At 59.4% G+C, this 14263-nt stretch carries 13 protein-coding genes; 6 read left to right on the forward strand and 7 right to left on the reverse strand.

The annotated features are described in order from the left end of the window. Positions 1-32: 32 nt before the first annotated feature. From gyrB to dnaA, 4 genes are all read right to left on the reverse strand, one after another. On the reverse strand, positions 33-2432 hold the full coding sequence (gene gyrB / locus RTI30_RS00810) for a DNA topoisomerase (ATP-hydrolyzing) subunit B (RefSeq protein ID WP_312262224.1): 2400 nt from the start codon (positions 2430-2432) through the stop codon (positions 33-35). Then, positions 2429-3475: a DNA replication/repair protein RecF gene (recF, locus tag RTI30_RS00815; RefSeq protein ID WP_312262222.1), complete on the reverse strand. Its 1047-nt coding sequence runs from the start codon at positions 3473-3475 to the stop codon at positions 2429-2431. Before recF ends, gyrB begins: the two co-directional genes overlap by 4 nt. Then, positions 3475-4572 (reverse strand): DNA polymerase III subunit beta, encoded by a 1098-nt coding sequence (gene dnaN / locus RTI30_RS00820; RefSeq protein WP_312262220.1) that lies wholly within the window; start codon positions 4570-4572, stop codon positions 3475-3477. Before dnaN ends, recF begins: the two co-directional genes overlap by 1 nt. Positions 4573-4813: 241 nt before the next feature. Next, the gene (gene dnaA / locus RTI30_RS00825; protein ID WP_312262218.1) at positions 4814-6151 is read right to left on the reverse strand and encodes a chromosomal replication initiator protein DnaA; all 1338 of its coding nucleotides are present in this window, start codon (positions 6149-6151) and stop codon (positions 4814-4816) included. 142 nt (positions 6152-6293) lie between these two features. On the opposite strand from dnaA, the gene RTI30_RS00830 reads away from it, so the two are divergent. Further along, positions 6294-7091, forward strand: coding sequence for an SDR family oxidoreductase (locus tag RTI30_RS00830; RefSeq protein ID WP_312262216.1), 798 nt, complete (start codon positions 6294-6296; stop codon positions 7089-7091). Positions 7092-7317: 226 nt separating this feature from the next. On the opposite strand, the gene RTI30_RS00835 is transcribed toward RTI30_RS00830, so the two are convergent. Further along, a complete protein-coding gene (locus RTI30_RS00835; RefSeq protein ID WP_312262214.1) occupies positions 7318-8049 on the reverse strand; it encodes a hypothetical protein in 732 nt (243 codons plus the stop codon). A gap of 62 nt (positions 8050-8111) precedes the next feature. Here RTI30_RS00835 and RTI30_RS00840 point away from each other — a divergent pair, with 62 nt between their 5' ends. The 5 genes from RTI30_RS00840 to RTI30_RS00860 are packed head-to-tail and all read left to right on the forward strand — an operon-like array spanning position 8112 to position 11490. Beyond that, positions 8112-8897, forward strand: coding sequence for a hydroxymethylpyrimidine/phosphomethylpyrimidine kinase (locus RTI30_RS00840; protein ID WP_312262212.1), 786 nt, complete (start codon positions 8112-8114; stop codon positions 8895-8897). After that, positions 8894-9544: a thiamine phosphate synthase gene (thiE, locus tag RTI30_RS00845; RefSeq protein WP_312262210.1), complete on the forward strand. Its 651-nt coding sequence runs from the start codon at positions 8894-8896 to the stop codon at positions 9542-9544. Before RTI30_RS00840 ends, thiE begins: the two co-directional genes overlap by 4 nt. Beyond that, a complete protein-coding gene (gene hemL / locus RTI30_RS00850; RefSeq protein ID WP_312262208.1) occupies positions 9541-10818 on the forward strand; it encodes a glutamate-1-semialdehyde 2,1-aminomutase in 1278 nt (425 codons plus the stop codon). Before thiE ends, hemL begins: the two co-directional genes overlap by 4 nt. A gap of 11 nt (positions 10819-10829) precedes the next feature. Continuing rightward, complete coding sequence (locus RTI30_RS00855) at positions 10830-11225, forward strand: HIT family protein (protein ID WP_312262206.1); 396 nt, start codon at positions 10830-10832, stop codon at positions 11223-11225. Position 11226: 1 nt separating this feature from the next. Beyond that, the gene (locus RTI30_RS00860; protein ID WP_312262204.1) at positions 11227-11490 is read left to right on the forward strand and encodes a helix-hairpin-helix domain-containing protein; all 264 of its coding nucleotides are present in this window, start codon (positions 11227-11229) and stop codon (positions 11488-11490) included. A 303-nt stretch (positions 11491-11793) separates the two neighbouring features. On the opposite strand, the gene RTI30_RS00865 is transcribed toward RTI30_RS00860, so the two are convergent. Both RTI30_RS00865 and RTI30_RS00870 read right to left on the reverse strand, forming a co-directional pair. Then, on the reverse strand, positions 11794-13149 hold the full coding sequence (locus tag RTI30_RS00865; RefSeq protein WP_312262202.1) for a hypothetical protein: 1356 nt from the start codon (positions 13147-13149) through the stop codon (positions 11794-11796). Positions 13150-13179: 30 nt separating this feature from the next. Continuing rightward, positions 13180-14263, reverse strand: a 1084-nt coding sequence (locus RTI30_RS00870) for a diguanylate cyclase (RefSeq protein ID WP_312283311.1), incomplete at its 5' end; no start/stop codon positions are given.

Consider the following 14263-nt stretch of genomic DNA (forward strand, 5'->3'; position numbering starts at 1 on the left):
GCAGAAGCCGGCAATTGTGCGCTGCTCCGGCCTCAAATGTCGAGGCGCGAAACGTAGCGGGCATTCTCCTCGATGAAGCGACGACGCGGCTCGACCGCGTCGCCCATGAGCATGGAAAAGACCTCATCGGCGGCAATCGCGTCTTCCACATCAACCCGCACCAAACGCCGATTCTCGGCATTCATGGTGGTTTCCCAGAGCTGTTCCGGGTTCATCTCACCCAAGCCTTTGTAGCGCTGGATCTCGACGCCACGACGGGCATCGGCCAGCAACCACTGCATGGCAGCCCGAAAACGCCGTACGTCCTGGCCGCGCTCGCCGCGCTGGATGCGCGCGCCAGTACCGATCTGCGCCTCCACTTCGCGGGCATAGCGGCCAAGATGGCGGAAGTCGCTGCTGGCGAAGAAGGGGCTGTCGATATAGCGCTGCTCGCGGCTGCCATGCAAGGTCCGGCGCAAGAGCAAGCGCGGCTCTTCGGCATTGCCCAACCACTCCAGCTGCCAAGTCTCCCCCGGGGCGGCAGACGCCTGCAGCTCCGCTGCCAGGGCCTCGGCATAGCGCGACCAGGCGGCAGCATCGCTCTCGGCCTCGGGTGCCGGCACACTCGCGAAGGCCCAGAGCAAAGGCTGGGGGTAGCGGCGCTCGAGGCGCTGGATGAGGGTATCGATGTGTTGGTACAGACGCATCATCGTCGCCAACTGTTCCTCGTCGAGGAGCCGATCGGCGGCGGCATGGAACTGCGCCCCCTGCATGGCAATTTCCCGCAGGTAGGCCGCCAGCTCTGCATCGTCTTTGAGGTAGCGCTCATCGCGGCCCTTTTTTACCTTGTAGAGGGGCGGCTGGGCGATATAGACATGACCGCGTTCCACCAGCTCTGCCATCTGGCGGTAGAAAAAGGTGAGCAGAAGGGTCCGGATATGACTGCCGTCGACATCGGCGTCGGTCATGATGATGACCCGATGGTAGCGTAGCTTGCTAACGTCGAAGTCTTCCTTGCCAATGCCGGTACCGAGGGCGGTGATCAGGGTACCGATCTCATCCGAAGAGAGCATGCGGTCAAAACGCGCCCTTTCGACGTTGAGGATCTTACCCTTGAGCGGCAGGATGGCCTGATGGCGCCGATCCCTTCCCTGCTTGGCAGAGCCACCGGCGGAGTCGCCCTCAACCAGGTAGATTTCGCACTTGGCCGGATCCTTTTCCTGACAATCGGCCAATTTCCCCGGCAGATTGGCCACGTCCAAGGCCCCCTTGCGGCGGGTGAGTTCGCGTGCCTTGCGCGCCGCTTCCCGCGCTCGCGCTGCCTCGATGATCTTGGCAGCAATGGCCTGCGCCTCTTTGGGGTGTTCGTCGAGGAAGATGGTCAGCGCTTCGGTCATCGACGACTCGACAATGGGCTTGACCTCGCTCGAAACCAGTTTGTCCTTGGTCTGCGACGAAAATTTGGGGTCTGGTACCTTCACCGAGAGCACTGCCGTCAGGCCCTCGCGGGCATCATCTCCGGTTGCCGCGATCTTCGCCTTGGCCAGGAGCCCCTCGCGCTCCATGTATTGGTTCAAGGTTCGGGTGAGGGCGCCGCGCAAACCAGCAAGATGGGTACCGCCATCGGCTTGGGGGATGTTGTTGGTAAAGCAGAGTACCGTCTCGCTGTAGCTGTCGCTCCACTGCAAGGCCGCCTCCACCGTAACTCCGTCGCGCTCTCCGCGCAGAGAGATGATGGATGGGTGGATGGCAATGCGATTGCGATTGAGATGCTCGACGAAGGCGCGGATACCGCCTTCGTAGCGGAAGACTTCCTCGCGTCCTTCGCCACGCTCGTCGACCAGCCGAATATGTACCCCAGAATTGAGAAAGGCCAGTTCGCGCAAACGCTTGGCAAGGATGTCGAAGTGAAAACGCGTCTGCGCGAACACCTGTGGCGAGGGCAGAAAACGGATTTCGGTGCCATGCTTGCGCGAGGCTTCGGCGCGGGCAAGAGGGGCCACCGGTTCGCCATCGCGATACTCTTGCGTCCACACGTAGCCGTCGCGCTGGATCCGCAGTCGCAGCCAACTGGAGAGGGCGTTGACTACCGACACCCCTACGCCGTGCAAGCCACCGGAGACTTTGTAAGAGTTATCGTCAAACTTCCCGCCGGCATGCAGCACGGTCATGATCACTTCTGCCGCCGAGCGGCCTTCTTCCGCGTGGATGTCGACCGGGATGCCGCGACCATTGTCGATGACGCTGACGGACTCATCGTCGTGGATGGTGACGACGATTTGATCGCAGTGCCCGGCCAGGGCTTCGTCGATGGCATTGTCCACCACTTCGAAAACCATGTGATGCAAGCCACTGCCATCATCGGTATCGCCAATGTACATACCCGGGCGCTTGCGCACGGCCTCGAGGCCGCGCAGGACCTGAATACTGGAAGAATCATAGGTTTTTGTCATTGGATATCCTCGATCAATCGACCTGCATGCAGACGAAAAATGGTACCACTGGCGCTGCTCGGTGCCTCTGTGCTCGCGGCAAAGACTTGGGTGTGCAGGGTATCGAGCTCCTGCATCCACCACTGCCGTGCGTTGGCATCGAGCTCGACGGCAAAATCGTCAATCAGTATCACCGGCAGTGCCGCCCCAGCCGCGCGTTGCACGGCGATCTGTGCCAAGCGAAAGGCAATGCCCAGCAAACGCAGTTGTCCGCGAGAGAGTTGTTCGGCGGCAGGGTGTCCGGCGCTGCGAAATTGCAGGCGGGCACGATGCGGGCCACTGTGGGTATAGGCAAATTGTCGATCAAGGCTGAGGTCTTTTTCCAGCGCTGTGGCGAGATCGCCCGACCAACCCGGATGGAGCACGAAATCGACCTGCTGCTCCGCTTGTGGTCCGGCCGCCCAAATACGTTGAAAATGGTCTTGCAAGGCTTGCAAATGGGCCTGCCGTTGCTCCTGGATGCGCATACCCAAACGGAGCAGTGCCGGATTCCAGGCCTGTGGCGCCAGACCCTGGCGTAGCGCAGCATTCCGTTGGCGCAGCACATGACGGTATTCTCGCAAGGTCTTGCCATAGAGTCGATCGGCGTAATACAAGCCCCAGTCGAGGATGCGTCGCCGTTCTTCGGCAGAAGCCGAGACAAAATGCGCGTTGCCTTCGTGCCAAGCCTGCAAGGGCAGAGCATCGAGCAGTTCCCAGGCGCTCTGGACTCGCTCCCCGTCGCAGGAAAGCTCCCGATACATTCCCCTTCGGCGCATGCCGATGTAATCGGCATTGCCTTGGTAGAGGCGTGCCCCAAGGAGGTATTCTTCGCTCCCATCGCGAATCAGTTGGCGTTGGCCATGCCGCCAACTTTGTCCCAAAGCAAGCAGGTGCAGGGCCTCGAGTACCGTGCTCTTACCTACACCATTGGCGCCGATCAGCCAGTTCCAGCCCGGCTCTGGGCGCAGGCGCAGCTGCGCGATGCTCCGCAGATTTTGGATCTGCAGCTCGGCTACGGGCATCACAGTCGGATGGGCATGACGATATACAAAGGATTATCGCTTTCCACGCCGCGAATCAGGGCACTACTGCTACTGTCACGAATCTCCAGCAACAATTCCTCCTCGCTCACTATCTGCTGCACATCGAGGAGATAGCGGGCATTGAAAGATATCTCGGTTGCCGAGCCAGTAAGATTTGCGGGTACCGAGACTTCGCCCTCTTCTTGTTCTTCGTTGCGACTGCGCAAGATGATTTCGTGGGGATGGAACTGCACCGAGCAGACGGGGTTCTTGTCACTGGCGATGACATCGATCTGTTGCAGTGCGGCGCGGAAGCTCTGTCGATTGACTTGGCAGCGACTCGGCTGCCCCATGGGGATGACGCGTCGATAATCCGGATAGTTCGCATCAATCAGGCGACAGGCAAACTGTTGTTGACCCTGTTCGAGGACGAAGCCGCGGGTATGAAAGTGGCAAACGGTGTCGCCAGCAGCCAGAATCCGCAAGAGCTCGAGCACCGCCTTGCGCGGCAGGATGCCTTGATAGGCATCCGCATCTTCCCGATGCGCAAAGGGGATTTCCATTTTTGCCAGGCGATGCCCATCGGTAGCCACCAAGCGCATGGTCTGCCCACCAACCTCCATCAAAACCCCATTCAGGTAATAGCGGGTGTCGTTATGCGCCATGGTGGTGGCGGCAACCGCCAGGGCACGCTGGAGATCCTCGCCGTCGCAGTTTCCCTGCAGCTGCGCGGGAGGCTGATCCATGACGGGAAAATCTTGGGCTGGCAAGGTGGGAAGGGTAAAGCGTGCGGAACCGCTTCGCAGGGTGAGTCGTTGACCATCCTTGTGCAGGTGGATCTCGCTATTGTCGGCGAGAGTACGGCAGATGTCGTAGAGCTTCCGCGCCGGAATGGTGGTTTCGCCAGCTTCCACTGCTGCTACTGGTAGATGTCCGGACAATTGGATTTCGGAGTCGGTCGCCAACAGCTGTATATCGTCATCGCCACAACGCAGGAGTACATGGGAGAGAATCGCTTGCACAGGTCGCCGATCGGCAATGCTGGCCATGGCCGCGAGGAGGGGAAGGATCTCTTCCTTCTGGATACGAAGCTTCATCGTCTGCACTCCCAGTAAAATAATAAATTATTTCTCTTTTTCTTGTTGTTCTTGTTAAGGCCCCGGCTGCCTGTGGATAAGGTCGCCAAGTCATTCCAGGGTCGATGGATTGTGTGCTCGCGAGAGGAGCGGCAAGCTTGTGGATAAGTCGGTATCGTTGGGGAGGAAACAGGCGATCGTTTCCCTCCACAAGCAGCTACCGGGCTTGTACCGCTGCTTATCCACAGTTTGTTCCGTTGGCTCATCCGCCCAGTACTCGCAGGATATTGATGTAGTCCTCAGCAATCTGCGTATCGCTCTGGCGCAGCTTTTCGATCTGCCGGCAGGCGTGAAGAACGGTGGTGTGATCACGCCCACCAAAGGCCTCACCAATTTCCGGTAGGCTGTGGGAAGTGAGTTCCTTGGTCAGCGCCATGGCCATCTGTCGCGGTCGGGCAATATTGCGGCTACGGCGTTTGGATTGCATTTCGGAGGCCCGGATATGATAATACTCGGCCACCACCTTTTGGATGTTCTCGAGGCTGACCATGCGCTTTTGCACATCGATCAGGTCGCGTAGGGCAGCGCGAGCGGTTTCGACGGTGTAGGGCTTGCGGGTGAAATTGACGTGGGCGATGACGCGGCGCAGCGCACCCTCGAGTTCGCGGACATGCGAGCGAATTTTTTCGGCAATGAAAAAGGCGACCTCTTCGGGTAGGTCGACACCCGCCTCCTCAGCCTTGCAAAGGACAATGGCCATGCGCGTTTCGAGGTCATGGGGTTCGATGGCGACCGTCAGGCCCCAACCGAAACGCGACTGTAGGCGTTCTTCAAGGCCAGCCACTTCTTTGGGGTAGCGATCGCAGGTGATGATGATCTGTCGCCCGCCATCAAATAACGCATTGAAGGTATGGAAGAATTCTTCCTGGGTGCGATCTTTGTTGGCAAAGAACTGGATATCATCGATGAGCAAAACATCGAGCTTACGATAGCGTTGTTTGAATTCGGCCGTGCTGTTGTGCTGCAGCGCACGCACCATATCCATGATGAACCCTTCAGAACTGATGTAGAGGATTTTTGTCTGCGGATTGCTGCGCAGGATTTCGTTGCCCACCGCGTGCATGAGATGGGTCTTGCCGAGACCGACACCGCCGTAGATGTACAAAGGGTTGTAGGATTTTCCCGGACATTCTGCCACCTGCCGCGCCGCCGCTACTGCCAGCTGATTGGATTTACCCTCGACGTAGGCCTGGAAGGTGAAGCCGGGATTGAGGTGATGCCCGTTCAAACGCCTCTCGGCCGGGGGCGGGGTTGGCCCTTCCTCGGCCACGACGCTCGGGCCTTCGGTCAGGGCGATGCGCAGGCGCAAACCCGGCAGCAGCTCCTGCAGTTCTTTTTCGAGCAGCTCACGATAGTGGTTTTGCACGCGATCGCGCACAAAGGTATTGGGTGCGAGCAAGAGCAACTCTTCGGCGTGCAGCTCTGCCTCCAGCGGACGCAGCCAGGTGTTGTACTGCTGTGAGGACACCAACATTTCCATGCGGACGCTCAAGGCGCTCCACAGAGCTGCACCGTCCTGGCTTGCTGTTTGCTTACTCATGGGGTCCTTGTTCTGGGTGTTCATCTTCTTGCGGGGCGCTACAATCGACCAGTCGCCGCCACAGTTACCGGCGCTAAGTATACGCCAAGGCCCTTGCCACTGCCAGAGAAGGCCCCGGATCCTCTACTTAGGAGTTTGTTTCATGGAGATTTTTTTTCGCACCCCGCGGCCTTCGGGGGCAATCGTCATCAGTGGTGCGGGAAGCGGTATTGGAGCCGCCTTGGCGCTGCGCTATGCCCAGGCAGGGCAGGTATTTCTGCTGCTCGGGCGGCGTCCCGAAGCTCTCGCTCTAACGGCACAGACCCTCCGTAATCGGGGTGCCCAAGTAGAATGCGCAGCGGTGGACGTTCGCGATGCGGCCGCTCTGCATGGTGTTGCCAAGGCCTTTGGCGAAGCGTATGGCCCCGTCTCCCTCGTCATTGCCAACGCCGGGGTCAGCTATGGTACGCGCTGCAGTGCGGCCGAAGATGACGCCGACTTTACCGAGATCATCGCCACCAACCTGCTCGGCCTGCACTACACCATCAGCGCCTTTCTGCCCTACATCCCACGCTACGGACAGGTGGTGGGCGTTGGCAGTGTGGCAGGCTTGCGCGGCTTGCCTGGTGCTGCGGCTTACGCGGCTTCCAAGGCGGCAGTCGCGGTGTACCTCGAGAGCCTCGGCCTTGAGCTGCGCCACCGGGGAATTGGCGTTACCTGCATTGCGCCGGGCTTTATCGCTACCCCCATGACTGCCGACAATCCATTTCCCATGCCCTGGCTACTGCCGGTGGACAAGGCCGCGGCAAAGATCCGCAAGGCCATCGACAAGCGCCGCAGTTTTTACATCTTACCCTGGCAGATGTGGGTCGTGAGCATCCTGTTGCGCGCTGTACCGAGTGGTTGGTATCGGCGCCTATGGCCGGCTGGGCTGGCCAGCAAGCCGCCCTGTGCTAGCTAGGGCAAAGAAGTTTTCCACAATTTGGTAATAGACGAGTTGCCGCCACTTTCTCTAGCCACTTCTTCAAGAGTTTTTATATCTATCAGATTTTAATAAGTTTATTTCTTTGGAAAGGATGTTTAGCGGGGCTGATGGAGGGGCTGGGGCTTTGACAAGGTCCGCAAAATGATTTCATCCACAAAGTTATCCACAGGAAGCCCCCAAGCGGGGGCCTCGCCATGCGCGTTCAAACTGCCGGACGCGCTTTGAGAAACCACATTTGAATCAGACTGAGGAACATCTCGAGAAGGGCGACAGGACAGGAGAGGGCGCCGCCGATCAGGACCATCCAGACAAAGATGGGGTTTTGGTGGGTGAGAAACCAGCCGGCAAAATCGATGCTCATGGCGATGAAGGGCAGGATGATCAGCACATACTTGGGCAGGCTTGGGAAGCGCGCCTTGCTGAAGATCCAACCGGCAATCCAGAAGATCACCCCGAGCATGGTCAAATGCACCATACCGTTGAGGAGCATAGAACTGAGGCTCATGCCCGTATCCACTTGTGCCACCTTGCGCACATCGTCATAGCTTGCCAAGGGTGGGTTGTGCAGTTGCGCACTCATGGCAACGCTATGGCATTTGAGGCAGTTCGCAGCAATGAGCGGCTTGATGCTACTCTCATACTCGGCCTTGCTCTCGCCATTGGCGATCCAATGATTGACCGCCGCCGTCATCTTCGGCTGTTCACTCGCCGGCATGCCGGCAAAACTCATCATCCTAGGCAGTACCGTCTGTAAGGTAGAGGAACTTCGGTTGCCATAATAATGTTCGGTCACCGCTTGTACCGTCAGTCCTTGCTTTCCGCCCACCGTCACGTAGACGTACGCTTCCGCCACCAATAGTCCCAAACCGACCAGAAAAATAAAGCCGGTATGGACCAATTTTTCTGCTATACTCAGCTCCGGCAATTGCCGCATGGTGATACACCTCCCTTTTTGCTTTTTCGCCTTGGTAACTAGCAATTTTCCTGCCGAGAACCATGCCCTCTTCGCTCCCCCCTTCCCGACCGGTACTGCTCAGTATAGCGGGTGCGGACCCCAGCTCCGGGGCCGGATTGCAGGCAGACCTCCTGACCGGAACGGCCCTTGGGCTACACGTTTGTACCGTCTTGAGCGCGTGGACGGTACAAGACTCCCGCGGTGTACGCCGGGTGCAAGCCCTTGCCGCCGCCGATGTCGGCGCCCAGATCGAGACGCTGTGGGCTGATTTTGCCATTGCCGCCGTCAAAATCGGCCTGCTGGGTTCCTTGGCGACGGCGCAGGTGGTGTTGGAGCTGCTCGCGGCACGGCCCGAGCTCCCGGTGGTCCTCGACCCCCTCTGGCGTTCCGGCGCCGGGGAAGAACTCGCGTCGGCCGAACTCCTCGCCTTTCTGCGCGAGCGCCTCCTGCCGCGGGCACAGATTGCTACCCCCAACCTGCCCGAAGCCTGCCGCATCAGCGGAGCCAATAGTGCCGATGCCGCGGCACGAGACTGGCCGAGTGAGTGGCTACTCATCAGCGGCGGCCATGGACCCGGGCAGCTTATCGACAATCGCCTCTACCAGCGCGGCCGCTTGGTGGAGCAATTTTTGCAGCCGCGGCGGGAGGGCGAGTTTCATGGTACCGGTTGCACCCTCTCTACCGCGATCGCTGCCGGCCTAGCCCTGGGCCAGGAGATGTCGGCTGCGGTGGCGGTGGCCCTGAACTTTACCCACGCCGCGGTGCAAGCGGCCTACGCCCCGGGGCAGGGGCAGTATTTTCTCGACCGCTGGCAGGCGCGACCATGAGGCAAGCGGCGGAGCGAATCCACGGCCTGTATGGCATCACCGACGCGCAGCTCTTGCCGGGTCAGGCGCTCTTCGTGCGGGTGGAAGAGGCCTTGCGGGCGGGCCTGCGCTTGCTCCAATACCGCGACAAGAGTACCGATGCCGCCCGCCGTCGTGCCGAGGCGAGCGCCTTGCAGGCCCTCTGTCGTGACTACGATGCCCTTCTCGTCATCAATGACGATGCCGAGCTTGCCCACGACATCGGCGCCGCCGCCATCCACGTCGGCGAAGATGACCCCGATGTTGCCAGCTTACGCGCCTACCTTGGTGCCGATGTGCTCATTGGTGCCTCTTGCTACAACGATCTCGAACGCGCCCAGGCGATGGTGGCGGCTGGCGCCGATTATGTCGCTTTTGGTGCCGTCTACCCCTCGCCCAGCAAGCCGCAGGCGCGGCGCGCACCCCTCGGCCTCTTCGCCGCCGCCAAGCCCTTGGGGGTGCCGCTGGTAGCCATCGGTGGGATAGGGCAGGATACTATCGCAGAGGTGGTTGCCGCCGGCGCCGATGCCGCGGCGGTCATTTCCGCCCTCTTTGGCGCAGCAGACGTGGCCGCCGCAACCCGCCAGCTGCAGGCGCCTTTTCTAGGGCTCGTAAGGGAGAAGCCATGACCAGCAATGCCGAACTTTTCGCTGCCTCGCAACGCCGTATTCCGGGCGGGGTGAACTCGCCGGTGCGCGCCTTTCGCGGCGTGGGCGGTGACCCGTGCTTCATCGCCCGCGCCGAGGGGCCCTACCTTTGGGATGTGGAGGGACGACGCTACATCGATTATGTCGGCTCCTGGGGGCCGATGATCCACGGCCATGCCCACCCCGAGATCCTCGCCGCGGTGGCGGCAGAAATGCAAAAGGGCCTCAGTTTTGGCGCCCCCACCGCCATCGAACTCGAACTAGCCGAAACCGTCTGCGCCCTCATGCCCACTATCGAAATGCTGCGCATGACCTGCAGCGGCACCGAGGCGGTCATGACCGCCATTCGCCTGGCCCGCGGCTACACCGGTCGGGAGCGCATCATCAAGTTCGAGGGCAACTACCACGGCCACAGCGACAGCCTCTTGGTCAAGGCGGGATCGGGTGCCCTCACCCTGGGGCAGCCTTCCAGCGCTGGTGTGCCGGTCGAGCTGAGTCGGGAGACCTTGGTCTTGCCCTATAACGACTTGGCCGCCGTGGAGGCAGCCATGGCCGCCCAAGGCGGGCAGGTTGCCGCCATCATCGTCGAACCCATTGCCGGCAATATGGGCTGCGTGCCGCCCGTGCCAGGCTTTCTCGAGGGCTTGCGGCGGCTCTGCGACCAGTACGGGGCGCTACTCATTCTCGATGAAGTAATGACCGGTTTTCGGGTGGCGCCGGGCGGTGCCCAGGCCCTCTACGGCATTCGCCCAGACCTCACGACTTTGGGCAAGATCATTGGCGGTGGCCTGCCGGTGGGGGCGCTGGGTGGCTCCCGTCGCATCATGGAGTATCTGGCGCCCACCGGTCCGGTGTATCAGGCGGGGACTCTCGCCGGTAATCCGCTGGCCATGGCGGCAGGACTACGCACCCTGCAGCTGCTGCAAGTACCGGGCTTTCACGAGCGCCTGGCGGCCCAGACCGAAAGGCTTTGCACCGGCCTCAGCACGGCCGCGGCGGCGGTTGGGGTGCCTATGACCCTCACCCAGGTGCCCGGCATGTTTGGGCTCTTTTTCCATCCCGGCCCGGTGCATACCTTTGCCGATGTCATGGCCGCGGACAAGGAGCGCTACGCGCGCTTCTTCCATGCCCTCCTCGATGCCGGCGTCTATCTTGCCCCCAGTGCCTACGAGGCGGGCTTCGTTTCTGCTGCCCACAGCGATGCCATCATCGACGAAACCATCCGAGCCGCGCGCGCGGTCTTGCAAACACTCTGAGGAGAACTGCCATGAGCACCCTGTTCACGAAAATCATCCGCGGCGAGATTCCGGCCGAAAAGCTCCTCGAAGATGAGCATTACCTGGCTTTTCTCGACATCCGCCCCATTCGGCCCGGGCATACCCTGGTCATCCCCAAGCTGGAGCACGACTACATCTTCACCCTCGACGATGCCACCTTGGCCGGGCTCTTGCCCTTTGCCAAGCGTCTCGTCCCGGCCCTAGAAAAGGTCACTGGCTGCCTGCGGGTGGGGGTGATGGTGGCGGGTTTGGAAGTTCCCCACACTCATGTGCATCTGGTACCCATGACCGCCATCAGCGACCTCAATTTTGCCAATGCCCGAGAGAGCAGCGCCGAGGAACGTGCCGCCCTGGGCAAGCAGATTCGCGCCGCCCTCGGGGGCTGAGATGCCCCTCGTTTTGCTGCTCCTGCTCCTGGTGGCGACCCCCGTTGCTGCCCGGGAGCACTTGGATTGCCCGGAAACCATCGACATCAACCAGAGCGCAGCAGAGACCCTGCGCTGCCTGCCCGGCGTTGGCAAAAAACGCGCCGAAGCCTTGATCGCCTACCGCGATGCACATGGGCCGTTCGTGAGCCCCATGGGGGTGGCAGCCGTTTTAGGCGAAAAGCTCGCCCTGCGCTTACGCTCCCGCCTGCGGGTTGGTAATTGACGGGCCGGCTGCATCCCGCGCTTTGCCTAGCGGCGGCGGGCAGGTAGCGGGAGAATCGCTTGTTCCGCGCAACATAAGGTCGAGCACGAGGCTCGGCCTCCCGAGTCGATTCTTTATATTTGGTGCCGTTCACCCATCAGACCGGCGAATACCCATGACGAGTTGGCAGCGGAAGCGGTCGTTGGGCACATCGCATACCGTGCCGTTTATGGGACTTTGATAGGTAGATTTGTTTATGGACACCGCGAGCCTCTTTTCGGCACTCGTCGGTGTCTAGAAACTGGGGGGTTTAGAAGACGTTGGTCAAATGATGTTGCGTTCTACGACCACTTCGGAATAGGGGTCTCCCATCGCCACGCAGCGGGTCTGATGTCCCCAGAAACCATCTTTGGAGCGATTCACCCGGTAGTAGAAATCTAGGGTGAGATCTGGCTTTTCGGTGATATCTGCGCTGTAGAGAAGATTCATCAGAGAAGCGCAAATGCCGGTCATGAGGTAGTCCACCGGATGATCGGCGCGACCGAAGGCTCGCAAATGACCCAATGATTCATATGGATGCCAAGCGCGCACGACCAAGCGTTCGTTGGGCTCGATCTCTACAATACGCCAGATTCCCCAACCCAACGCATTGATACAGGCGATGATGCCTGCCAGCCAATCTTCGCGCTGTTTTAGTTGTGGGACCACGAGTTGATACCAGGCATCGGAGCGCATAATGCCTCCCATGGTGTTGAATCCGCAGATGTGTCCGGCCTCGATGAGCAAGGTCTTGGCCAATACTTTCCCCTGTAGGTGACTGAATTTCTCCTTATAGAAAAAGAGGCTTGGATACTCGTACCAGAGCATTTCCCCAAGATATTTGTGCGTACTCAGGGCCTGTGCCAAGGCTTCCTCAAAACGAAATGAAACGAGATTGTAATAATCTGCGTAATGGCGGGTGAGATAGACGCCAAAAGCTGGTATCAACCCGTGCTCGTTACCTGCCAGGGGTAAGGAGGTTACGGCCTCGATGATCTGGTCCTCGTCCACATGAAGGGCGAAGGTTCGTTCTTCTATTTCATAAGCGTCTGCAGGTAGATCAATGGGGGCTAACGAGGGTGTGCCGAGTGGAAATTCCTCTTTGATGTCGGCCGGAAAAAGGGGAAAACTCGTCTGATTTCCGCCGAGAGAAATCACTTCTTCACCACTCCTACTGGCGATTCTCCCGGTGATTCCATGGTCTACGCTAGCAGCTACGGCACCGATGGCAAATCCAAGATCGAAGAATTCACCAGGATTGCGCCGATGGCCATAGTTGAGTCGCAGAGCGCTTCCATAATGGGAATGCTGCTCACTGACTACGACCGGTGACTCTCTCAAGATGGTGGCCGCCGGCAGTAGGTGCAAGTCACCAAAACCACAATAACGATAAATGGTTTCCGCGCACCCCAGGCGCTCTTCTATACTCCACTCTGGATGCTTTTGAATAGCATGGCACAACTGTCTATAGACGACTTCTGCCGCAGAGTTCTGGAGGATGGGTTCGTGCTGAATATAGTGGCAATCCTCTACTACCAGTTGTAAAAAACGGTTGTAGTGGTTGCAATGAAAAACCATGCTCTCAGATTCGAGCAAGGTGATTCCCGTTTTGTGGTCTCTTTCTGGTTTGCAGGCGTACATGATCATCCCCCGGTCAGAAAAGTCTCGTTTTTAGCTCCAAATGCAGCGATTACGTCCTTCTTGTTTGGCGCGATACAGGGCCCTGTCAGCGCGGGTGATGGTGTCGATAATCAGATCCTCTCCGCATCGATATAGGGTACCTCCTATACTGATGGTGACTGGTAATGAACGCTCAGCCACTTGGATGGGTTGCTGTGCGATACTCTGACGTAGGCGCTCTGCCACCTGGCGTGCCTCTTCGGGATCTTTTGTGGGCATCAAAACGACAAACTCTTCTCCACCCCAGCGAAGTAGGGTCCCTCCGTCACGACGTCGTAAACGTGCGCTTAGCCTCTCGACCACGGCACGCAAAACGGCGTCACCACACGAGTGGCCATTTTCGTCGTTGACCCGTTTAAAATGGTCGATATCAAGGATCAAAACGGCGAGAGCGTTGTTCCTTTCCGCCGCGGCCCTGATGATGGCTTCGCACTGCGTTTTCAGGAATTGGCGATTATAGGCACCGGTGAGCGTATCGTGCTGGGCGAGTTCCCGGAGCTCTGCCTCGCGACGCCGTGCATCCGTGACATCCTCAAAAATCCAAATACGCCCTTGGCGCCCATCGCCCAGCACGGGGTGGGTGTCGACACTCAGAGTGCGTCCAGCCAACTGCCAATCCAAGCGCGCAGTAAAATTCAGGTCATGCGCGAGTCCTGCACAAGCCTCTTGGAGCGCAGTTGCGTTGTCGCAGCTAGCTCGTAGACGTTGCATTGCCGCGGCGATAGTAGGCACTGTGGCTATTCCAGCCTCGCAACCCAAGAGTTGCGCAGCAGACTGATTTACATGACCAGTCAGACCGTCGCCCTCGATGACAACGATGCCAGTGGGCACACTGTCGAAGAGATCATGGAATTTTGCCGCAAAATAGCGACGTTGCCGCAATTGGCGATGGTCTGAGAGCATTTCCCGAAAGATTTCAGTGAGGGTGAGTAATAGCGCTCGCTCTTCTTTGGCGAGATCATCTCGCGCGCCGATAAAGAGCACCCCACTTGCCTCTGCGTGAGGAATCCCGCCAGGAAGAAAAAACCAAGGCTGGAGACGTGCGGTGGCGTGGATGGTGAGTGCTGGTGGCAAA

Origin of the sequence: Candidatus Igneacidithiobacillus taiwanensis, from assembly GCF_031962545.1 — a bacterium.
Lineage (GTDB): Bacteria > Pseudomonadota > Gammaproteobacteria > Acidithiobacillales > Acidithiobacillaceae > Igneacidithiobacillus > Igneacidithiobacillus taiwanensis.